At 73.8% G+C, this 20,667-nt stretch carries 23 protein-coding genes and 1 pseudogene; 10 read left to right on the forward strand and 14 right to left on the reverse strand.

Annotated elements, in window-relative coordinates:
- Positions 1-6: 6 nt before the first annotated feature.
- The 6 genes from ACWGJ5_RS12025 to ACWGJ5_RS12050 form a co-directional block, all read right to left on the reverse strand.
- Positions 7-573, reverse strand: coding sequence for a hydrogenase maturation protease (locus ACWGJ5_RS12025; protein WP_453309618.1), 567 nt, complete (start codon positions 571-573; stop codon positions 7-9).
- Complete coding sequence (locus ACWGJ5_RS12030; RefSeq protein WP_453309619.1) at positions 570-2,276, reverse strand: hydrogenase maturation protein; 1,707 nt, start codon at positions 2,274-2,276, stop codon at positions 570-572. The genes ACWGJ5_RS12025 and ACWGJ5_RS12030 overlap by 4 nt, the downstream gene beginning before the upstream one ends.
- A gap of 66 nt (positions 2,277-2,342) precedes the next feature.
- Entirely contained in the window at positions 2,343-2,711 is a 369-nt protein-coding gene (locus ACWGJ5_RS12035; RefSeq protein WP_453309620.1) for a hypothetical protein, read from the reverse strand.
- Between the two features lie 55 nt (positions 2,712-2,766).
- Positions 2,767-2,979: a hypothetical protein gene (locus ACWGJ5_RS12040; RefSeq protein WP_453309621.1), complete on the reverse strand. Its 213-nt coding sequence runs from the start codon at positions 2,977-2,979 to the stop codon at positions 2,767-2,769.
- Positions 2,980-3,178: 199 nt separating this feature from the next.
- Positions 3,179-3,397, reverse strand: coding sequence for a hypothetical protein (locus tag ACWGJ5_RS12045; RefSeq protein WP_453309622.1), 219 nt, complete (start codon positions 3,395-3,397; stop codon positions 3,179-3,181).
- A gap of 77 nt (positions 3,398-3,474) precedes the next feature.
- A complete protein-coding gene (locus tag ACWGJ5_RS12050) occupies positions 3,475-4,005 on the reverse strand; it encodes a hypothetical protein (protein WP_453309623.1) in 531 nt (176 codons plus the stop codon).
- Between the two features lie 340 nt (positions 4,006-4,345).
- On the opposite strand from ACWGJ5_RS12050, the gene ACWGJ5_RS12055 reads away from it, so the two are divergent.
- The 3 genes from ACWGJ5_RS12055 (at position 4,346) to ACWGJ5_RS12065 (ending at position 6,085) form a co-directional block, all read left to right on the forward strand.
- The gene (locus tag ACWGJ5_RS12055) at positions 4,346-4,993 is read left to right on the forward strand and encodes a DUF1360 domain-containing protein (protein ID WP_453309624.1); all 648 of its coding nucleotides are present in this window, start codon (positions 4,346-4,348) and stop codon (positions 4,991-4,993) included.
- An 89-nt stretch (positions 4,994-5,082) separates the two neighbouring features.
- Positions 5,083-5,526, forward strand: a complete 444-nt coding sequence (locus ACWGJ5_RS12060; protein WP_453309625.1) for a DUF2267 domain-containing protein — start codon at positions 5,083-5,085, stop codon at positions 5,524-5,526.
- 193 nt (positions 5,527-5,719) lie between these two features.
- On the forward strand, positions 5,720-6,085 hold the full coding sequence (locus tag ACWGJ5_RS12065; RefSeq protein ID WP_453309626.1) for an ANTAR domain-containing protein: 366 nt from the start codon (positions 5,720-5,722) through the stop codon (positions 6,083-6,085).
- Positions 6,086-6,107: 22 nt separating this feature from the next.
- On the opposite strand, the gene ACWGJ5_RS12070 is transcribed toward ACWGJ5_RS12065, so the two are convergent.
- Positions 6,108-6,254 (reverse strand): hypothetical protein, encoded by a 147-nt coding sequence (locus ACWGJ5_RS12070; RefSeq protein WP_453309627.1) that lies wholly within the window; start codon positions 6,252-6,254, stop codon positions 6,108-6,110.
- A gap of 446 nt (positions 6,255-6,700) precedes the next feature.
- Between ACWGJ5_RS12070 and ACWGJ5_RS12075 the strand changes: the two genes are divergently transcribed.
- Both ACWGJ5_RS12075 and ACWGJ5_RS12080 read left to right on the forward strand, forming a co-directional pair.
- On the forward strand, positions 6,701-7,414 hold the full coding sequence (locus tag ACWGJ5_RS12075) for a nitroreductase (protein ID WP_453309852.1): 714 nt from the start codon (positions 6,701-6,703) through the stop codon (positions 7,412-7,414).
- 122 nt (positions 7,415-7,536) lie between these two features.
- The gene (locus tag ACWGJ5_RS12080; protein ID WP_453309628.1) at positions 7,537-8,748 is read left to right on the forward strand and encodes an AI-2E family transporter; all 1,212 of its coding nucleotides are present in this window, start codon (positions 7,537-7,539) and stop codon (positions 8,746-8,748) included.
- Positions 8,749-8,839: 91 nt separating this feature from the next.
- On the opposite strand, the gene ACWGJ5_RS12085 is transcribed toward ACWGJ5_RS12080, so the two are convergent.
- On the reverse strand, positions 8,840-9,397 hold the full coding sequence (locus tag ACWGJ5_RS12085; protein ID WP_453309629.1) for a TetR/AcrR family transcriptional regulator: 558 nt from the start codon (positions 9,395-9,397) through the stop codon (positions 8,840-8,842).
- Positions 9,398-9,511: 114 nt separating this feature from the next.
- Here ACWGJ5_RS12085 and ACWGJ5_RS12090 point away from each other — a divergent pair, with 114 nt between their 5' ends.
- Positions 9,512-10,669, forward strand: coding sequence for an FAD-dependent monooxygenase (locus tag ACWGJ5_RS12090; RefSeq protein WP_453309630.1), 1,158 nt, complete (start codon positions 9,512-9,514; stop codon positions 10,667-10,669).
- Positions 10,670-11,207: 538 nt separating this feature from the next.
- Here ACWGJ5_RS12090 and ACWGJ5_RS12095 read toward each other — a convergent pair.
- The 3 genes and pseudogenes from ACWGJ5_RS12095 to ACWGJ5_RS12105 form a co-directional block, all read right to left on the reverse strand.
- Positions 11,208-11,720: a molybdenum cofactor biosysynthesis protein gene (locus tag ACWGJ5_RS12095; RefSeq protein WP_453309631.1), complete on the reverse strand. Its 513-nt coding sequence runs from the start codon at positions 11,718-11,720 to the stop codon at positions 11,208-11,210.
- 37 nt (positions 11,721-11,757) lie between these two features.
- A complete protein-coding gene (locus ACWGJ5_RS12100) occupies positions 11,758-12,174 on the reverse strand; it encodes a hypothetical protein (protein WP_453309632.1) in 417 nt (138 codons plus the stop codon).
- 88 nt (positions 12,175-12,262) lie between these two features.
- Positions 12,263-12,688, reverse strand: a pseudogene (locus ACWGJ5_RS12105) (PadR family transcriptional regulator); the annotation flags it as partial.
- 429 nt (positions 12,689-13,117) lie between these two features.
- Between ACWGJ5_RS12105 and ACWGJ5_RS12110 the strand changes: the two are divergent.
- Positions 13,118-14,053, forward strand: coding sequence for an alpha/beta hydrolase fold domain-containing protein (locus tag ACWGJ5_RS12110; protein WP_453309633.1), 936 nt, complete (start codon positions 13,118-13,120; stop codon positions 14,051-14,053).
- 33 nt (positions 14,054-14,086) lie between these two features.
- Here the strand turns inward: ACWGJ5_RS12110 and ACWGJ5_RS12115 are convergent, their stop codons facing one another.
- Positions 14,087-15,088, reverse strand: coding sequence for a LacI family DNA-binding transcriptional regulator (locus ACWGJ5_RS12115; protein WP_453309634.1), 1,002 nt, complete (start codon positions 15,086-15,088; stop codon positions 14,087-14,089).
- A 580-nt stretch (positions 15,089-15,668) separates the two neighbouring features.
- Here ACWGJ5_RS12115 and ACWGJ5_RS12120 point away from each other — a divergent pair.
- From ACWGJ5_RS12120 to ACWGJ5_RS12130, 3 genes are all read left to right on the forward strand, one after another.
- Entirely contained in the window at positions 15,669-15,896 is a 228-nt protein-coding gene (locus ACWGJ5_RS12120; protein ID WP_453309635.1) for a hypothetical protein, read from the forward strand.
- A 557-nt stretch (positions 15,897-16,453) separates the two neighbouring features.
- Positions 16,454-17,089, forward strand: a complete 636-nt coding sequence (locus ACWGJ5_RS12125) for a LysE family transporter (protein ID WP_453309636.1) — start codon at positions 16,454-16,456, stop codon at positions 17,087-17,089.
- 84 nt (positions 17,090-17,173) lie between these two features.
- Complete coding sequence (locus tag ACWGJ5_RS12130; RefSeq protein WP_453309637.1) at positions 17,174-17,479, forward strand: hypothetical protein; 306 nt, start codon at positions 17,174-17,176, stop codon at positions 17,477-17,479.
- Between the two features lie 183 nt (positions 17,480-17,662).
- Here ACWGJ5_RS12130 and ACWGJ5_RS12135 read toward each other — a convergent pair whose 3' ends face one another.
- Together ACWGJ5_RS12135 and ACWGJ5_RS12140 are read right to left on the reverse strand one after the other, a co-directional pair.
- Complete coding sequence (locus tag ACWGJ5_RS12135; RefSeq protein ID WP_453309638.1) at positions 17,663-18,502, reverse strand: lysozyme; 840 nt, start codon at positions 18,500-18,502, stop codon at positions 17,663-17,665.
- Between the two features lie 87 nt (positions 18,503-18,589).
- Positions 18,590-20,446, reverse strand: a complete 1,857-nt coding sequence (locus tag ACWGJ5_RS12140) for a M1 family aminopeptidase (protein WP_453309639.1) — start codon at positions 20,444-20,446, stop codon at positions 18,590-18,592.
- Between the last annotated feature and the right edge of the window lie 221 nt (positions 20,447-20,667).

Raw genomic sequence — 20,667 nt, forward strand, 5'->3', positions numbered from 1 at the left:
TTCCGCTCAGCCGCCCGCCGTTCCGGGCAGCGCAGCCGGGCAGGGGGGCCCGGATTCCACCGGGCGGCCCAACGGGGGCGCGGGCGCGCCGGGGTCGGCGAGCAGGGCCGGGATCAGCGTGTGCAACGCGTCCACGGCCCGGCCGACGGCTTCCCGGACCGGTGTGCTGAGCCCCGGCAGGAGGTCCTCGTCGCCGCTGGGAACCAGCTCGGGCTCGCATGCCAGGACGAGAACGCGCGGCAGGGGCTCCTCGCCGAGATGCGTGGCGAGGGCGAGCACCTTCACGGGGTCCATGCCGTGGGCCTCGGGCACGACGCTGCCGTCGGGCGGTTCGGCCTCGATCAGGGACAGGGTGCCCGGGTGGTGGCCGCGGCGCGCGGTGTCCACCAGGACGGCGGCGTCGTAGCCGTCGAGCAGGTCGTAGGCGAGGTCCATGCCACGGATGCCGTAGTCGTGGACCTGCACCTCGGGCGGCAGCGGGCGCGGGCCCAGCGCACGGATCACCTCGGGGCCGAAGGCGTCGTCGGCGAGGAAGATGTTGCCGACGCCGGCCACCAGCAGCCGCGGCGTCAACGGAGGTCTCCGGCGGGCGCGGTCAAGGGCCGGGGCGAGCCGGAGGGCGTCTTGCGGACGAAGGCGGAGCGCAGGGCGTGATAGGGGGCGGCGGGGTCGAAGAAGATGGCCCGCATACGGTCCAGTTCGGTCTCGCGGTACGCGGCGAGGGGGCGTTCGCGCTCGTCCGCCGCGCGGGCCGCCTTGGCGGCGATCCGCGCGTCCAGGAAGGGCGAGGAGGCCAGTTCGGCCGCCAGTTGCTCGACCTCGGCCGGGAAGTCGCCGGGCGCGGCCGGTACGAGTCGGTCCACGAGCCGCATCCGCTCCGCGGACGCGGCGCTCACGGGCAGGGCCTCGGTGGTGAGGCGCTGGGCGTGCTCCGCTCCGACGCGGCGGGGCAGGGTGTACGTCCAGAACTCCGAGCCGTACAGGCCCATGCGCCGGTAGTGCGGGTTGAGGACGACACCGGTGCGGCACCACACCTCGTCGGCGGCGAGGGCGAGCATCGCGCCGCCGGCCGCCGCGTTGCCGGCGAGGGCGGCCACCACCAGCCGGTCGGTCGTGCGCAGTACCGCCTCGACCAGGTCGTCCATGGCGTTGAGGTTGGTCCACGACTCCTGGGCCGGGTCGGGGGCCGCCTCGATGACGTTCAGATGGATGCCGTTGGAGAAGAAGTCGCGGGCCCCGCCGAGCACGAGGACGCGGGTGGGCCGGCAGAGGGCGTGCTCGTAGGCGGCGAGCAGCCGGCGGCACTGGTCGGTGCTCATCGCGCCGCCCGGGAAGGAGAAGCGCAGGAAGCCGGTGTCGCCGCGCTGCCGGTAGCGGATGTCGGTCCAGGTCCGCCGGTCGGGCGGAAGCTCCAACGGGACGGCGACTTCCGGGAGTTCGAGGGAGGGTTCCCAGGCGGCGAGCACGGAGGCGGCGGGGCGGCGGAAAGGGGCGGGATCGCCGGAGTTCCGGCGGGGGCGGAGTTCCGGGATCCAGACGGCGCCGTCGCGGGTGGCCCGGCAGACGGCGCCCGCCCGCCGCGCGAGGAGTTCGCCGGGGCGGCCGCGCAGCCGATCCTCGGGGTGCCCGCCGTGCAGGAACACCTCCCGGCCGAGGAGTTCGTCCAGGACGCCCGGCTGCGAGTCGGCACCGCGGAGTTTGCGCAGGACCGTTTCGGTGTCGTCCCGCTCCCAGTCCATGCGCCGCCGGTCCTGCCGGAAGGCGTCGCGCCAGACCACTGTGACCGCGTCGTCGGTCTGCGGCCGGGGCTTGTGGGCGCCTTCGGCGTAGTGCCGTACGGCGGTGAGGACGGCGGTGACGGCGGCGTCGGACGCCTCGTTGCGGTACAGGTCGCTCTTGCCGACCGGCGGTAGGGGGAACGGCTCGGCCGCCCAGATCGGTCCCGCGTCCATCGCCGCCTCGGCCTGCAGGACCGTGACGCCCCACTCCCGCGCCCCCTCGGCGATGGCCCAGTCGAGCGAGGACGGGCCGCGGTCACCGGGCGGACCCGGATGGACGATCAGGCAGGTGTGGTCACGCCACACATCCTCCGGGATGGCCGACTTCAGCATCGGCGCGACGACCAGTTCCGGCCGCAGTTCGTGCAGGGCGGCCCGGACGGGGTCGGCGCCGTGCGAGGCGAGTACGACGTCCAGGTGGTGCCCGAGGTCCGACAGTTCGGCGTACACGCGCTGCGTGAGGCTGTTGAACGCGCTGGCGACGAGCAAAATGTCCATGACATGGCATGGTCGACCCTGACCGGCGCGCCGTGAAGAACCGCCGCGCCGTTTTGTCCGCCTCCGTCAGGTCTCTTCCTCCATCCGGATCGCATTGCGCAGTTCCTCGAAGGCCTGGCTCGTGTTCTCGGCGTGGGCCTCCAGCAGGGCGCCGGCGATCGCGTCGAGCTTGCGCTGGATCGCGTGCTCGGCGCGCATCTCGGCGTTCTTCAGCAGGGCGAGGAGCAGCAGGGTGACCGCGGTCATCGACTCGCCCGCGAGGAGCAGCAGTTCGAGGCGCAGTTGCGCGACGTGCGCGGCGACGAAGAAGCCCACGAGGAGCAGGCAGAAGAGGAAGAACACGGGGGAGCTGGTGAAGTTGGAGGCGTACTCCGCGAACTGCTCGAACCGGCCGCGGCCGGCCCCGCCGCGGTACACGGGATTCTTGAAGGTCATGGCCGGGCCTTCCCTCATGCCCGGCGGCACCGGATCACCGGCGGCCGCCGGCCCGTCATACGGCGGCCTGGGCCGCTGCGCCTGTCCGGTCGCGGACAGCCGTCGCCGGGCCCACGGCCCTTGCGGTGCACACGCCGCTCGGTACGGCCGCGGCCGTGCGCTCCGGCAGGACCGAGCCGGGGGGACGCAGCAGGGTCGAGTGCCCGGCCTCGAGGGCGAGCACCTCGCCGGTGCCGGCTCCGGCGAGCAGCAGCCCGACCGCACCCAAGCCGCCTCGGCGCGGTCGTGATCTCGTTCCGGACGGCGCCGATCTCCTTGCGGGCCAGTTCGCCGGTGTCCTGGGCCGGCCGGGTCGCCGATTCCCCGACACCGCCGGCGGCCGGCTCTCGTCGCCTTGCGCGCGCATCGCCTTCTCCTGCCTGCCGTCGCTGGGGGCAGGCCGCCGCCGTCGGCGAACGGCCCACGGATCAGCTCCGCAGTACCCCTGCGGGGGGCGTACGACACCGGGCCCGGGCCGGCGCCGCGCTGCGCACGGAGGTGGAGCGGGGCGCGCCGGTGTCGAGGGGATCCGCACCGGCGGCGTGCGGCAGGGCGAGCAGCGTGAAGGCGGCCGGGCGGTCGGCTTCTGCCCGCTGCGGGCCGCGGCCCGCAGCGGTGCCGGCGATGGCCGCACGGTCGACCCGCACTCCCGGGGCCGGCCCGCCCGTCGGGGCGCCGGCGAGGCCGAGGACGGCGACGGCGGGCGGGGCGGGCTGCTGTGCGGTCAGGCGGCGAGGGCGCGGCCCGGCCCGAGCCGGTCCACCAGCTGGTCGAGGTGGAGTTCGGCCACCGGGGCGAGGAGGTCGGGGTGGCGCAGCAGTGCGGCGGCGCTCCGGTCGCCGTCGCCGGGAGCGAGCAGCCGCCGGAACTCGACCTGGGCGTCCGAGGCATGCTCGCCGTCGGCGAGCGCGGCGACGGCCAGTGCGGCCAGCTCCGGATCGGTGAGCAGGGCGGCCGCCCAGCTGGCCACGACCTCGTCCACCCAGGTGCGCCAGGCCCAGTCGTCGTCCGGGCCGTCCTCGGCCGCCCGCTCGGCACCGGTGATCCAGTCGAGCCGGGCAGCGCCGCCGGGGCCGGCCATGGTGACGAGGCCCGCGTCGATGTCGGTGGGGTAGCGCAGCCACGCGGCGACGGTCGCTGCCTGCCGGGCCTGCACCTCGCACAGGGCGGAGGCAAGCGCGCCGCCGCTGGGCGGATAGGCGACCGTCAGCCAGCGCGCCGTCGCGGCGATGAGGGGGGACAGATCAGTGGGCACAGCCGGGCCGTCCGAGACGCACAGGGAAACAGGGGTTCGACGCAACGGTAGTCTCCCTGCAGGCCCGCGGGGAGGGGGTGCGAACCAGGTCATATGTGGCATCGCCCACGTCGAACCGGCCGTCCGCACAGAGGCGGCCCACCGGCTCCCCCGGCCCGTGGCCGGTGCACGGGAGCGGGACCGCCGCGGGCGGGCGCCCATGCACGCGGGATCATCACCATCTGGGCCGGCCGGATGCACGACCGCTCCCCCGGCCCCGGTGCCGCGCGAGCCCGTGTCACGCCCGGGCCGCGGGGCACTCGTTGCGGGCCACGGCTGCACAGCCACCGGAGGCCAGGGCGTGAGGTCGGTTGCCGAGCGGTACGACGACCGGGGCGACGTGCCTCTCGCCGGGTATGCCGTCCTCGCCTCCGTCTTCACGGCGGGCGCCGGGGCGTACGCGGTACTGGCCCGGCGCCGGGGCGTGCGGCTGCCGCGGGAGGTGCCGCCGTGGGACGTCGTGCTGCGGGGCGCGGCGGCGTACAAGGCCTCCAGACTGCCGGCCCGGGACGGGATCACCAGCTTCCTGCGGGCGCGTTTCACCCGCCGGGCGGACGAGGGCGAGGCGTGCGAGGTCATCGACGAACCGCGCGGCGACGGGATCCGGCGGGCCGCCGGTGACCTGCCGTCCTCCCCGTTCTGCACCTCCGCCCGGAGCGCAGGCGCCCTGGTGTGCTCGTACGCGGCCGCACCCCGGTTCACCCGTCCGGTCCGCGGGGGCCTCGGCGCGCTGACGGTCGCGGACTGGCTGACGTCCCACAACGGCGCCGCCGGCTCCGCTCCCGCCATGCACACCGCGCAGTCGGTTCCGCCGATGTCCGGCGTCCTTCGTTGGTCCGCCGAGCGCGCCTGCGGCGTGACGGCGCCGCGACTCCACGGGGCCGGGTACCGGCGGCGGCGACCGGGGTACTCGGCCGGGGCCGCGGGAGACCCGGCCCACTCCCGGTGACGGCGCCGCGGGCTGGGGGCACGGCTGCTGCCCGGCCCGCGACGGGGGGCGTCGCACCGTCAGGACTTCGTGAGGAAGGAGGCGGCCTCATGCACCACGACGAGATGATCGGAAAGGTACAGGCGCTGGCCCAACTGCCGGACCGGGGTTCGGCCGAACGGGCCGCGCACGCCGTCGTGAGCACGCTGTCGGAGCGGCTGCCGTCCGGGCTGGCCCGGCATGTGGCCGCACAGCTGCCGGCGGACATGGCGGCGGCGATGCGGGAGGCGGCCGACGCGTCGGCCGGGACGGACTCCGGCGCGTCGGGCGAGCGGTTCGGACTGACCGTCTTCGCCGGACGCATCGCCGACCGGGCGGGCACCGACGAGGACACGGCCCTGCGGGAGGCCGCCGCCGTGATGGAGGTGCTCGACGCCGCGCTGGCCCCGGAACTGACCGAGCGGATGGCCGGCGCCCTGCCCTCGGACATCCGTGACCTGCTGCCGGTGGGCCGGGCGACCGAGAGCGCCGGCGGCATGGGCCGGAATGACTGACAGCGTGTCGGCAGGGCCGGGCCCGGCGGACCGGAGCGGGACGGCAGGACCGGGTCCGGCGCACGGATGTTCACGCTTTGTGCCGCGGCCCGTGCGGCGTGACGGTGCCGAACGCTGCTGGTTCAATTGGGTGTGCAAGCGCCCGTTGAGGGCAAGCGTGGCAGTGACGCCTCCCACCCCGCAAAGGTGCTCCATGGCCTTCTTCGCGCTCTCCCGGCGGCAGCCGCTCGTGTTGCTCTCCTCGACGGAACTCGCCGCCGAGTACGACCGGCTGACGACCGAGAACGAGCAGTTGCGGCGCGCGGTGTCCTCGCACGCGGTGATCGACCAGGCCATCGGGGCCGTGCTCGTCCTCGGGCAGATCGCCCCGGAAGAGGCCTGGCGGGCGCTGCGGGACGTCTCCCAGCGCACCAACACCAAGCTGCGGACGGTCGCCGAGCACATCCTGGAGTACGCCCAGGGCGGCACTCTCCCCGAACCGGAGCGGATCGAACTCGGCAAGGCGATCGACCGTTACCGGCGGTGCGCCGATCTGGGCGAGGACACGGCGGGCCGCTGACGGCCTGCCGACAGGCATGGGATCAGCGGCGGCCCACCTTGACACGACGGTGCCGGTGGGACCTGGTCTGGCGCGTCGGGCGATGCAGGATCCAGCGGTCCTCGACCCGGTCGAGACCGAAGAGCAGGATGGCGAGGACGGGGAGCAGCAGAACGGCGATAGTGATCACTGGAGGATCCCCTCTGCCGACGACACTCCCCGGGTGCCCTGCCCGGGCCGGGCCACCCGCGGCGGTTGTGAAAGTCCTGTGAGCGCCTTCTGCCGCTCCCGGCCGTCGACGAAGATCTGTTGCGTGAGCGCGCAGGTGGGGCCGCCGTGCCGAGCGGGCGTGCCGAGGGGGACATGTGGAGGCCGGGCTCGGCGGGGAGGCGGTGGCCGGGCGTGTCGCACCGGCGGCCGGGCGGCCCGCAGAGCTCGCCCGGCCGGAGGCGGTCCCGGCCCTTCACGCGCCTCTTCGCCGGTGCCGCGTCCGCCAACCTTCGGCCGGCCGCCCGCAAGGCGCTGATCGACGACAGCGCAGCAGGTCGAAGACCGGGTGGGACGGTCCCGGTCACATCCGCCCGAGGGCTTCCGTCAGTACAGCGGATCCGCGGAACGGACCCGGAGGTCGTGCGGGTGGATGTGTACGAGGCGGTGGCGAGCCGGTGGGCGGTGCGGGCCTTCACGGACGAGCCGGTCCCGCGTGCGGTGCTGGAGCGGGTCCTGACCGCCGCCGCACGCTCGCCCTCGGGCGGCAATCTCCAGCCGTGGCACATCTATGTGCTCACCGGTGCCCCGCTGGCAGAGTTGAAGAAGCGCACCGTAGAACGTGCCGCGTCCGGCGGTCCCGGGGACGAGCGGCAGTACCGGATGTATCCATCGGAGCCGAGGTCCCCCTACCGGGAGCGGAGGTCGGCGGCGGCCGCCCGGCGTTTCGGGGCACTTGGGATCCGGCGCGGGGACGCGGAGGCCCGCCGGGCGGCCGTCGCCGCGAACTGGCGCTGTTTCGGGGCCCCGTGTCTCCTGCTGTGCTACATCGACCGGGACATGGGCGCAGCGCAGTGGGCCGACCTCGGGATGTACCTGCAGACGGTGATGCTCCTGCTGCGTGCCGAGGGCCTGCACAGCTGTGCGCAGATGGCCTGGTCGGTCTACCACCGGACCGTCGCGGAGGTCGTCGCGCCGCCGAGGGAGCCGATCCTGTACGCCGGTGTGTCCATCGGCTTCGCGGACCCGTCCGCCACGTTCGCACGGATCGACCGGGCGCCGCTCGGGGAGACCGTCACGTTCCTCGATGACCGGGAGACGGGGAGACGGGGAGACGGGATACCGGATGACCGGGTCGGATGACGGAGAGATCGTCCAGGTTTCCCGATGACGGTGACGCGCCGGGCGAACCGTCGCCGTCCGGGGGAGACCGCGCGCGGGTGCATTGCGCGCGCGCCTCTCGCGATGCGTCTACGGTTCTAGGTGTGACCGACCGTCATCAGGGTGACGGAGAGGAGCCGGGAGCGGTGGTGGGCGATGCGCGTCGGCGGGCGGCCGGGCCGGGCGGCCTGCGCCGCAGGACGCGAGTGCTGGGCAGCCGGCCGGCGTACACCGTGCGGCTCCCGGCCGTCCCGCGCACCGAGCCGGTGCCGGCGGCCGAGCGGACGGTACCGTGGCTGCGGGTCGGGGCGGCCTACGCCTGGCGGCTCATCCTCGTCGGGATCGTCGTCTACGGCGTCTTCAGCATCCTCGGCAGCTTCCAGCTCGTGGCCGTGGCCCTGTTCCTCGCGCTGGTCGTCACCTCCGTCCTGCGCCCGCTGACGGACCTGCTCGAGAGGGTCCTGCCACGGCCGCTGTGCGTCGCCGTGGCGCTGGTCGGCAGCATCCTGCTCCTGCTGGCCCTGCTCGCCCTCGTCGGCAACGCCGTGGCGGGCGAGTCGGCCAGGCTGACGGGTGAGTTCCGGGGCGGTGTGCACCGCATCGAGCAGTGGCTCCAGCGGCCGCCGTTCCGGCTGAGTCCCGGCCGGCTGTCCGAGCTGGAGAACCAGGTGACGCACTACCTGGCCGCGCACCGGTCCAGCCTGCTCAGCCGTGCCGTCAGCGGGCTGAGCCGTGTGGTGGAGCTGGTCACCGGGGGCGCGCTCGCGCTGTTCGCCTCGGTGTTCTTCATCCACTCCGGTGAACGCCAGTGGCGTTGGGTCCGCGACCAGCTGCTGCCGGTCGGCGCCCGTCCGGCGTGGGACCGGGCGGGGTGGGCCGCCTGGCGGGCCTTCGCCGGGTACACGCGCGGCATCATCATCGTGGCCGCCACCAACGCCGTGCTCGTCGGTATCGCGCTGCTCGTGCTGCGCGTGCCGCTCGCGCTGCCGCTGACGCTGCTGGAGTTCTTCGCCGCGTTCGTGCCCCTGGTGGGCTCGCCGGTCGCGCTCGCCGTCGCCACCATCGTCGCGCTGGCCGGGCGGGGACCGCTGACGGCACTGGCCGTGCTGGCGCTGATCGTCGTGATCGGCCAGCTGGAGGGGCATGTGCTGCATCCGCTGGTGATGAGCTGGGCGGTACGGCTGCATCCGCTCGTCGTCGCGGTGTCGGTGATCGCCGGCACCATCATCGCCGGGGTGATCGGTGCCGTGGTGGCCGTGCCGCTGGTGTCGGTGATCTGGGCGGTGCTGCGCGCACTGCGTGCGGTGCCGCCGTGAGCCCTGACCGCCGTCAACTGCCGTAGGTCTCAAGGGACACAGCGCCGATCGGAACAGGTACGCACCACCGGCGCCCCCGTCGTCGTTCCGCTCAGCGCAGGGCCGCCGTCACCAGTCCGCGGAGCTCCTCCTCCGCCACGCTCCCGCCGTTCACCAGCCGGTCGAAGACCAGGCCGTCCACGCAGGTCAGCAGCGTCACCGTCCGTTCCTCCGGGTCGGCCACGCCCTGCGCGGCGAGGAAGTCGCACAACGCCTGCCGCGCCAGGTTCTCGCGCGGCACCAGGATCTCGCGCAGTTCGGGATGACGGGCGCTCTCGACGGCGCACGCGTAGCGTGCCAGGGAGCGTCTGCGCCCGTCCCCGGAGAGCCTCGCCGCCGTGAACGCGACGAGCCCGCGGACCACTTCACCGGCGGCCCGCAACGGCGGCGTCCGCGCCCCGATCTCCTGCAGCTCGGCCTGGTCGAGCGCCACCAGGCGCCGGACCAGCGCGGTGAGGAGGGCCTGACGGGTTCGGTAGTAGGCGGACGTGGTGCCGGGCGGCAGCTGTGCCGCACGGTCCACCGCGCGATGGGTCAGCCCTCGCACGCCGGCGTCGGCGAGGACGCCGATGGCCGCGTCGGCGAGGAGAGTACGTCGGTCTGTGGACACGCTCACTTTCTACACCCCTGCTTCTACAACCGTAGAACACCGCTGTAGGGTCTTCGCCGGCACTTCTACATCTGTAGAAGCCTCCGTGCGAACCGAGGTCGAAGGGGGTCCGGCATGGGCAGTACGGCGGTGGTGGTCGGCGGTGGCATCGGCGGGCTGGCGGCGGCGATCGGACTGCGCCGGATCGGCTGGGACGTACGGGTCGTGGAGCGGGCCGGCACCCCCGCCGACGCGGGCGCGGGCATCTCGCTGCACGCCAACGGCCTGCGCGCCCTGGACGCCCTCGGCGTCGGCGCTGCCGTACGCGCGGCGGCACGCCCGCAGTACACCGGCGGCACCCGCGCCCCCGACGGCCGATGGCTGGCGCGGATGGACGGTGCCGCCCTCGAACGTGCGCTGGGCACGCCGATCGTCGGCATCCGGCGCGCGGTCCTGCACCGCCTGCTGCGCGAGGCCCTGCCGGCCGAGAGCATGGTGATCGGCGTCACCGTGCCCGCGCTGGACCGCTCGGCCCCCGACCGGGTGGGAGTGCCGGCCGGGGCCCGGGTGCTGGACGCCGACCTGGTCGTCGCGGCCGACGGGGTGGGCAGCCGGCTGCGCGGACTGCTGTTCCCCGGTCATCCCGGCCCGGTGTACGCGGGCTCGACGGTCCTGCGGGCCGTGACCCACGGGCCGTTGGATCTGCCCACCGACTTCGAGCTGACCTGGGGCGAGGGTGCGGAGTTCGGCCACATCGGCTTCTGTGACGGCCGGGCCGAATGGCACGCGGTGCTCACCGCTGCACCCGGGGTGCGCCACGCCGACCCGCTCGGCATGCTGCGCCGCCGCTTCGACGGCTGGCACGAACCGGTCCGCGCCCTCCTGGACGCGACCCGGCCGGAGGCCGTTCTCCACCACGACATCCACGAACTGGCCACGCCCCTGCGGTCGTTCGTCGCGGGCCGGGTGGCGCTCCTCGGCGACGCCGCGCACGCCATGACACCGAATCTCGGCCAGGGCGCCTGCCAGGCCCTGGAGGACGCGGCCACGCTCGCCGCCGCGCTCGCCACGGAACCCTCCGTCGCCTCCGCCCTGGCCCGGTACGACGCCGAGCGCCGCCCGCGCTCACAGGCGGTCTCCCGCGCGGCCCGGCAGGCGGGCCGGATGGGCCAGCGGCTGTCCCACCCGCTGGCCGTGGCCCTGCGCAACACCGCGCTGCGGGTCATCCCGTCCCGGCTGACGACACGAGCGGTCCTCCGGCACGCCGACTGGACACCACCTCACCTGGGCTGACCTGCCCTCGGGGGGTATCAGTGCTGATCCGGGTTGGCACGGGCGCCGTCCGGGCGCTGCAGGTACATCCAGCGGACGGCAGGACCACGGCCGTTCTGCCCGTACGCCGTGGACGCACTCCCCCAGCCCGCGTACCGCCCGCTGCGGCACGGGCGGACCGCGGCCGTCGCGCCTCGTGACCAGGGCCGATGGGCGGGGAAGGTGCGTAGTGGGTGGGCCGTTGGTCACCCGGGTGGTATGCGATGCAGGCGACGGGTGCGCAGCCCTGTGCGGGCCGTGCGCGGGGCATGCGCGTGACGTGGCAGGCGCTGCGGCATGAGGTGACGGTCCCGGCGCGCGGTGCCGAACGGGCCTGGGCCGGACCGTGCCGGGAGCGCGATCTGGCCGCCCAGGCGGCGAAGGCGTCGGCGATGGCGAGGCCGATGCCCTTGCTCGCTCCCGTGACGACAGCGACATTGTCCTTGAGCTGGAGGTCCGTGGCGGTCCTTGTCCGAGTCGGCCCCCTGTCCTCACGGTAGGCGGTTCGGGCACCGCGGGCTCAGCAAGCAGCGGTGAGACCCGGATCGCGCACCCCGAACAGGGCCGGGCCCACGGTGAGGGTGCCGTCGGTCAGCGGCCGGCAGCGCACTCCCCCGCCGCCGCGCAGCGCGCGCTGCGCCCCGGGACCGAGGGTGGTGTCCATCCAGGCACAGGGCCGGGCGGCGCTGCGCACCGCGAAGTCCACGGGGCCGGTGCCGCAGTCGAGGAAGACGGTCGCGCCGATGTAGGCGTCGATGTCGATCCCGCGCAGCAGGACGTTGCGCCGGGTGCGCAGCAGGTCCGCCGGGTGCGCGCGCGGCTGCGGAAGCCGTTCGACGGCCATGAGGGTGATCGAGGCGTTGCGGTGGGCGGGCCGGTTGAAGTAGCGGTCGCCGACGAGCCCCAGCCCGGCGCGCACCTCGGCCGTCGTCACCAGCTCCCCGGAGGGCAGTTCCGGCATCCCGTCGCCCGGCCGGCCCGCGAGCCGGTGCACCGGGGAGACCAGCAGTTGAAGGATTTCGACGTGGGGCACACGGCGAGCCTACGACGGCGGCGACGCTCGCCCGCGCTCAGCCGGCGCCCCGCATCGCCTCGCCCGACCCGACGGCCCCGGCGTCGCCGCCGGGCACCGACCCCCCGGCGTTCCCCCTGAGCAGGAGCCGTCCGCTCGCCCCGGCCGCGAGCAGCCCGGCCACCATGGCGATCAGGCTCACGCCGGGCCCGGAGGACCAGTCGACGTGGGGGGCGCGGGCGGCGAGGACGACCGTCAGGGCGAGGGCCGTGCCGGGCAGGGACATGAGGGCGGGGCGGGTACGGTCCAGGTCGTCCTCGGCGAGGGAACCGAGGACGCCCACGCCGAGGGCGAGGGCCCAGACGCCGAGCGCCTGCGCGTCCACGCGGTTGGTGTGCCAGGGCACGAACTCGGCCCAGAAACCGGGTCGTACGAGCAGTCCGGTGCCGATGCCCAGCCAGGAGGAGCCGAGCACGGCGAGCGGCGGTTTGGCCCAGCCCGGCAGGGGCGCGGTGCGCGGGGCGGCCGGCCCGGACCGGGTGACGGCCTGGCCGGCCCCGGTCGGTCAGGGCCAGCACCCGGCGGCCCCGCCCGCTCTCCTGCCGCACCTGGGCCAGCAGGCCGGCCGCGAGCAGCCGGTCGCACTGCGCGTACACCTGCGCGTGCGGCACCGACCAGAACGGGGCGACGGTGCGGGCCGCCTCCACCTTCACGTCGTACGCGCTGGCTTCGCCGAGTGTGTCGATGACGCCGAGGACGAGGAAGGAGGAGGTGGTCAGCCGAGCGTCAGCCGTGGGGTCGACCGTACCGTGCCCCAGACCCGCACCGTGATCCGGACGCGGAAGGCATCTTGTGCCACAGCACCCGGGAGCGTTCGCCGTCTCCTGCCTGCCGCAGTTCGTGCCGCCGGGAGCCCACGGTCCTGCAGGTGCCGGTCTGGCCGGCGCCGGGCACACCCTTTCGCATTGGCACTGGTTGGCACTGGTCACCGGATCGTCGTCCCGGATCGGCGCGGCCGTGGCCCGGCGGCTGACGGCTGACGGCGTCCGGCGTCCGGATCGTCGTCAACTCTGCGCGGAGCACGACCCCGAGACGCCCTGGTACGACCGGGCCGAAGAGGTGTGGGAGAACTCCCGTGCCTGGATCAAACGTCATGAGGGCGGATCCGAAGGCCGCGTCCGGTTGGCGGACATCCGAGGACCCGAGGACCCGAGGACCCGAAGGCCATGCCGGCCGACGTCGGCGTCCATACCTGACCCGCCCCGGCACTGCCCCGACCTCCCACCCAGGCCCCGGCACGACGCGCCGCGCGGCCGTCGAGAACCCTCGCCAGTCGATGGTTACACGTGTAACATCTCGCTGCGCCGACGGCTCCGCGCCGCGGCGCACCGCCCCGGCCGACGACGGAAGGCCCCGCCATGACCTCGACCGCCCCCGCCCAGCTCGACACGGGCTGGCCGCCGCCCCCGTTCCGCGCCCCCACCCCCGCTGCGACCGGCACCGACGGTGTGCGCCGTTTCCACGGGCTGACCTACGCGACCTCGCCGGGCTACCGGCCGCGCCTGCTGGACGTCCATGTACCGCACACCACAGGGCCCGTGCCGGCCGTCGTGTGGATCCACGGCGGCGGCTGGCTGGAGGGCGACCGGCGCTATCCGCCGCCGACGGTGCCGGTCGAGCTGCTGCACGGTGCTGTCCTCGGGGCCGGCCTGGCGCTGGTCGGAATCGACTACCGGCACAGCCTCGAGGCGCCCTTCCCCGCCCAGCTGCACGACGTCAAGGCCGCCATCCGGTACGTACGGCACCACGCCACGACCCTCGGCATCGACCCCGAACGGATCGGCACCTGGGGCGAGTCCGCCGGTGGACACCTCGCCGCACTGGCCGGACTGGTCCGCGCCGACGCACACGGCACCGGCCTCGAAGGCGTGGAGGGCGTACGCGAGGGCGACAGCGGGGTGCGGGCCGTAGTCGACTGGTACGGCGTCTCCGACCTCGAACCGCTCCTGGCGCACTCCATGCCGTCCCTGCCCGGCGAGCCGTCGTACCCGAACCCCGTCCACACCCTGCTCGGCGGGCCGGAGACCGAACGCCGGGAGCGGGCGCGCCTCGCCAGCCCCGTGACGTACGCGGCGGAGCGCGGCGCACCCCCGTTCCTGCTGATCCACGGCCGCGAGGACCAGGTCGTGCCCTACGGCCAGAGCGAGGCGCTGGCCCGGGCGCTCCAGGACGCGGGCGGTGACGTCACGCTGCGGCCGGTCGAGGGCGCCGACCACATCTTCCTCGGCTCCGCGGAGGTGCCTGCGATCGTGGCGCACAGCGTGGACTTCCTGCACGGCCACCTGACCGCCTGACTCCCTCAGGCCCCTCCCCGGAGGCCGGTGCCGTCAGGCCGACTCGCGGCGTACGAGCACCGGCTCGACCGCCGGCAGGGGTGCCGCCGTGCCGGTCTCGATCAGGTCGTGCAGCGCCGCGGCCGCCTGCGCGGCGGAGGGCAACTCCAGCCGGATCGTCGTGAGCGCGGGACGCTGCAGGGCCGCTGTCACGAGGTCGTCGCAGCCTACGACGGCGACGTCACCGGGAACACCGGTCCCCACGTCCCGCAGCACGGCCAGCAGCAGCGCCGCGTACTCGTCGTTGTAGGCGAAGACGCCGTCCAGACCGCGCTCCGCAAGGCCGTTCGCCAGTTCGGCGGCGGACGCGTGTGTGTACTCCATCTCCACCCGCGTCACGGTCGCCGTCGTCCGGGCGGCCACGCTCCGCGCGCCGGCCAGGCGGGGCTCGGCGAAGGCGGAGAGGCCGCGTTCGCGGGGCATCACGACGCCGATGTGCCGCCGCCCCTGCGCGACGAGGTGTTCGGCCGCGAGCACGCCCACCCGTCGGTCGTCGCACACGACCGTGTACACGCCCTCGACCGGCTGCGGCGCGAGCGCCATCAGGGCCCGGACACCGGCGCGCCGCAGTACGTCCACGGCGGCCCCGTCGAGGCTCGTACCGTACAGCGCCAGGACCGCGCCGGGGCGCAGTTCGGCCCAAGCGCGGGCCGCGGTGCCGGGGTCGGTGAACCGGCCGGCGTGCAGGACCGCCGTGTAGCCGTACCGCTCCAGCTCCGTGTGCAGGTCGTCTGTCCAGCCGCTGACCAGGCGGCCCATCGCGGACACTGCGGCGGGGATCAGCACCAGGTTGTTGCGGCCCGCGCGCAGGGAGCGGGCCGGCGCGTGCGGCACGTAGCCGAGGGTGTCCGCGGCGGCGAGGACCTTCGCACGGGTCGCCTCGCTGACACGGTGCGCCTGGGTGTTGTTCAGCACGAAAGAGACCGTGGCCCGCGAGACGCCCGCCAGCCGGGCGACATCGGCGCTGGTGACGGCCGCGGCCGCGTTCCTCGCCATGGTTCCCTTCCACTCGGCTTCGCGTGCCTTCAGGTTACACGCGTCAAGTGACGAATCGGCTTCCCTGACCCGGGCCCCTGTTCAACCCCGCAACCGGCTGCTACACAAGGACCACTCTTCTTGGTTACTCGTGTAAGTAGCCGGTCCTGCTCCCCGCTGCTTGCCTTCCTCCCAGGAGTCGCCATGCCTTTGCCGACCGAAGATCGACCGTCCGCCACCGTGCCGACCGCGCCCGAGTCCCGGCAGCGGGGGCTGATGACGCTGCTGCTCGTCGCCAACGCGTCGATGTACGCCGTGTATCTGGGGGTGGGGTCCGTCCTGTTGCCCACCCAGGTCGCCGCGATCGACGCGCACCACAAGGTGGCGCTGCTGGGCCTGATCGGCGGGGTCGGCTCGGTGTTCGCGACCGCGTGCAATCCGGTCGCCGGCGCGCTCTCGGACCGTTCGGGGCGGCGCAACCCCTGGGTGCTCGCCGGGGCGCCGGCCTCACTGGTCGGGGGGCTCGCCTTCCTCGGCAACGTGCGCACGGCGCTGCTGGCGGGCATCGGATGGTGCCTGGTCCAGGCGACCATGAACGTCTATGGCCGTGGACACCGCCGTCGTCACCCTCGTGCTGCCCCGCGCCGAGGACGCCGCACGCGATCTGGGCGTGCTGAACATCACCAACGCCGGGCCGCAGATCGTGGCGCCGTTCGTCGCCTCGGCCGTGGTCACCGCGCTCGGCGCCTACACCCCGCTGTTCCTGTTCGGCGGCGCGCTGTCGCTGCTCGGCGCGCTCGCCATCCTGCCCATCCGCGGTGTGCGCTGAGCAACCGTCACGCACCGTCTGAGGTGCGCGGAGCCGCCGTCACACCCCTCCCGAGGAGTATCCGTACCTCACAGACGTTTCCTCCCGCTCCTCCGGAGTACCCACATCTCCAGTGCGCCGACGATCGGCGTACGGCACCCGCGGCCGAAGGTGTGGGCGGTCGGCGGCTCGCCTGTGGACGCGGTGACCTTCGGCCTCTCCGCCGTGTTCGACCGGCACGCCCCCGACCTGGTGGCCCCGGCTGGAACCCGGCTCCGGGCGGGTACGGCCGGACGGCGGCCCTCGTGGCGGGACTGCGGCACTGGTCGCGGCCGGCGCCATGGCCCGGGCCCACGACGACAGGTCGGCCGCCAACGGCATGCCCCGCCACGCCGCACTGCGGCTGGAACGAGGCGGTCGCAGCGGCGCGGCGAAAAGGAGTTGTCCGGGCGGCCGCGCTGCCGTCACGATCAGCGCATGACCTCGCTGACCGCCTTCCTGTCGTGGACCGCCGCCGACCGACCGGTGCGCGGTCGACAGCAGCGCGGCCGCCGGAGAAGGCCTCAGCCCGTGCACGCATGAGCGCGGCGCTGGTCGCGGGGCTTCTCGCGGGTTACGGCATCGCCGTGCCGGTGGGGGCCGTCGGGACGTATCTGGTGGCGCTGACCGCCCGGACCTCGTTGCGGATCGGCGCGTGTGCCGCGCTGGGGGTCGCGGCGGCGGACGGCCTCTACGCGCTGATCGCCGTGATCGGAGGTTCCGCACTGACGCACGCCGTCGAGCCGATCGCGCATTCCCTGCGCTGGGTCGCCGGCGCGGTGCTCGTCGTGCTGGCGGTGCGCGGCGCGGCAACGGCGATCACCCACTACCGCACGGCCCGGACGGCCTCCCGGCCCGACGCGACTCCCCTGCGCCCTTCCCGGGCCTTCCTGGGTCTGTGGGGCGTCACGATGCTGAACCCCCTGACCGTGGTCTACTTCGCGGCCCTGGTGCTGGGCAGCCAGACCTCGGCGGCACCGGACCACCTCGAACGGGCCGTGTTCGTCCTGGCCGCCTTTACGGCATCGGCCAGTTGGCAGTTGCTCCTGGCCGGCGGCGGAGCCCTGCTCGGCCGGCTCCTGACCGGCAGCCGGGGGCGGCTCGTCACGGCCCTGGCGTCCAGCGGCGTGATGACGGCGCTCGCGCTGCGCATGCTCTTCGCGCACGGCCGCTAGGAACAAGGCCTGCCCGGCCTCTCCCCCTCTACTCCTCTCCCCCTCTCCCTGCTTTCGGAGCGAGCGCGGTCATTGCCGGCGCGGATGCTCGACCAGGTCACCGGGATCGTCTCGCGCCGGGCCGTGGCCGGGCTCGAGTACGCCTCGACACTCGCGGTGCGGGCGGCCCGGCCCGCGCCCGTGCGGTCCGGGCCGGCGCCGTACGACATGGATCTGCTGGTGTTCGCCTCCGCCACGCGGGACATGGCCGAACCGGCGACCGCCCGCGTCGTCCAGGCCGAGCCCGGCTCCCGGGCGCATGCGTCGTCCTGGACATCTCCAAGACCGGTCGCAAGGGTGGACGGCGCATCGCACCCTCACGTACCGCACGCAGGCCTGCCGGCGAGGTGAACGGCCGTGACCACGGCGGCACGCCCGCCGGACCGCGACAGCTCGGCGTGAAGCGGGCCGGGTCCCCCGGACTCGATCCGCTGCGCAGCCAGGGCCCATGACGGGGCCCCAGTGGGGCCCCGTCGCCCAGCCGGCGGTTCGTCCGGCGCACGAGAGGTGGCCGGAGTGGCGCCCGGCGCGGGGTCAGCCGGTCGCGAAGGTCTTCAGCCGGTCCGGGGCGCCGTTGAAGCGGTCGTGGTCCCCGACGGTCTTGCCGGCCGACGTGTACTGCCACATCGTGTGGTAGGACCAGCCGGCCGGCAGCGTCCCCGGGTCCGAGGCGTAGCGGGCGATCCACAGCGGTGTGGTCGCCGCGAAGCCGCTGTAGTTGCCGGTGCACTGGGTCCACCAGCTGGTCGCCGTGTAGATGACGGCGGCCCGGCCGGTGCGCGACTTGTAGCGGTTCAGGAAGTCTCGGATCCAGGCGACCATGTCGCTCTTGGACTTGCCGTAGCAGGCGGCGCCGTACGGATTCCACTCGATGTCGAGCACGCCGGGCAGGGTCTTGCCGTCCTTCGACCAGCCGCCGCCGTGCGCCAGGAAGTAGTCGGCCTGCTTGACGCCACTGGTGGTGTCCGGGGTGGCGAAGTGGTAGGCGCCGCGGATCATGCCCACCTTGTACGCGCCGTTGTACTGCTGGGTGAAGTAGGGGTTGGTGTAGTACGTCCCCTCGGTGGCCTTCGTGTACGCCCACTGTGTGCCGTCCTTCCACAGGGTCGGCCAGTCGACGTCGAGTTGGTGGCTGGCGACATCGACGCCCTCGGGCTGCGAGGTGCGGCCCGCCGGGGGACGGGCGCCGGTGTCTCCGTCATGGGCGAGGACGCCGATGCCCATGTAGGCGCCGCCGCGCACGCGTGCACCCCCACCGGGTTCGGGCATGGCCGGGGGGCTGGACAGCAACAGGACAAGGGCGGCCAGGGCACCGGTGAGGCAAAGGCGGGACCGGCCGCGGAAAGGGACGATGAGGCTTCGCACGCCATCCATCTGACATGTGGTCGGGTGGTCTCGCACTCCGGGTTCCGCCCCATGAAGCAATCCGCGGCCGGATTTTGAGCCATGCGGGTGGTCCGGTCAGCCTTCTATGCGGTGCTGGGACCAGAAGGAGGTGAGGTCGGTGCTCGTGGCGGCCTGGGCGGCGGCCTTGAACTCGGCCGTGGTCGACACGCCGTACCAGTGCGCGGTCGCGTAGTCCTTCAGCAGCTTGGCCATGGCGGTGTCACCGAGGAGGCGGCGCAGGTCGTGCAGCGCGCACTTGCCGTAGCCGTAGACGACGGTGGAATAGCGGGAGGAATGCGCGTCCCAGTAGGCCATGGGGTTGGTGATCTTCTCGGCGCTGAAGGCCCAGGAGACGCTGTTCCAGCAGTTGGTGCCGGTCTTGCCGAGGGCGAGGTCGGTGGCGTAGTCCGTGAACGCCTCGTCCAGCCAGGGGCTGTTGTACTCGTCGTCGCCGACGATGCCGTACCACCACTGGTGGCCGGTCTCGTGGGTGAGGGCGGTGGAGCTGACCACGTCCAGGACGAACCCGGGGTACTCCATGCCGCCGAACCAGTAGTTGTTGTCGAGCACGGCGTCCAGCTCGCCGTAGGGGTAGGCGCCGAAGCGGGCCGCGTGGGCGTCCACGGCGCTCTTGGCGGTGCTGAGCATGGACTGGGCACTGGAGGAGCTGATGCCCGAGACCGAGTAGACGTTCACCGCGACCCCGGCCGCCGAGGTGCCGGAGATCTTGGTGAAGGGCCCGGCGGCCCAGGCGAAGTCACGGACCTTCGACGCCGTCGCCGTGGTCACCGTACGGCCGCTGGAACCGGGCGTGTCGATGGAGGTGCCACTGGCCGGGACCAGCAGGCCGCTGGGGTGGTCGAGGGTCACCTTGAAGTCGGCGGCCAGGGAGTAGAACGACTCGCCGTTGTCCGTGTACGGGTCGAGGTGCCAGCCGGCGCCGTCGCGGACCGCCAGGACGGGCAGGGCGTTGCCGATGAAGCTGTAGGCGCCGTCGTGGCCGAACCGGTCGGCGCCGCTGGGCACGGTGATGCCGAGGTCGAAGCCGATCGTGGCGCTCTGGCCCTGGGCGAGCGGGGCCGGCAGGTCGATCTTCAGCGCGGTGCAGGCCACGGAGGGTGCCTCCGCGGTGCCGCCGGTGACGTTCGTGACCCGGATCGGCATGGCGTCACAGGTGCCGTGGTAGTTGTCCCACAGCCTCAGGTAGACCTCGTTCAGCGCGGTGGCGGACGCGTTGCTGAAGGTCACGCTCTCGTGCCCGGTCCATTCGGTGCCACTCGTGTCGCTGCCGAGGTTCACGGTGTACGAGGGCGCGGCCGGGGTGCGGGTGGAGTCGCCGGGCGGTGGCGCGGTGCCGCCCGAGGTGTCGAGCGCGATGTCGTCGAGGACGAAGCTCGTCTGGAGACTGGAGTCCTCGGTCCCGGTGAAGGAGAGAGTGACGGTCTGCCCGGCGTACGCCGACACGTCGATCGACTTCCGGACGTACCCGGTGTTCTCGTCGAGGTTCGAGTAGGTGGCCAGCGTCGTGCTGCCGATCTTGGCGGTGAGCTTGTCGTACGCGACGGAGGAGGTCGTCTCGTCCGTGTCGATGTGCAGCCAGAAGGTGAGGGTGGCCGCGTCGCAGCCGGAGGGTATGGTGACGCTCTGACTGAGGGTGTCCGTATGGGTGCCGCCGACTCCGTCCAGCCAGGCGTAGGAACTGCCGCTGTGGGCGGTCTCGCCGGAGCGGCTGGTGATGACGGTGGAGGAGGACGCCGACCAGGGCGATGTCCCGCTCTCGAAGCCGCCGTTGCCGACGACCTGCGCCGGACTGCAGGCGGCGGGTGCCGCGGCCGGCCGGGCCGCGGCGGACGTGCCGGGGAGCACGAGGGCGGCCACGGTGGCGACGGTGAGCGCACCGGCGCCGAGGACCTTGTGGGGGGTCGATCTCACACGCTACTCCTTTGCGGAGGCCGGGATTCCCGGCCTGCTCGATGGCCACCGGCGGCTGGGGTACGCCGGGGCGGCCGCTGACGGGGCTTGCGCGATCGCTGCACCGAAAGGTGCGCCGCGTCCTCACGGGGCCAGGGCGCGGACTGCCGAAAGAGTGACAGATTTGTCCTGACCATGCCAGATGGGCGGTGTGAGTCGATGAGCGGTGTGGGTCGAGCGTG

The sequence above is a fragment of the Streptomyces sp. NPDC054783 genome (assembly GCF_053611725.1).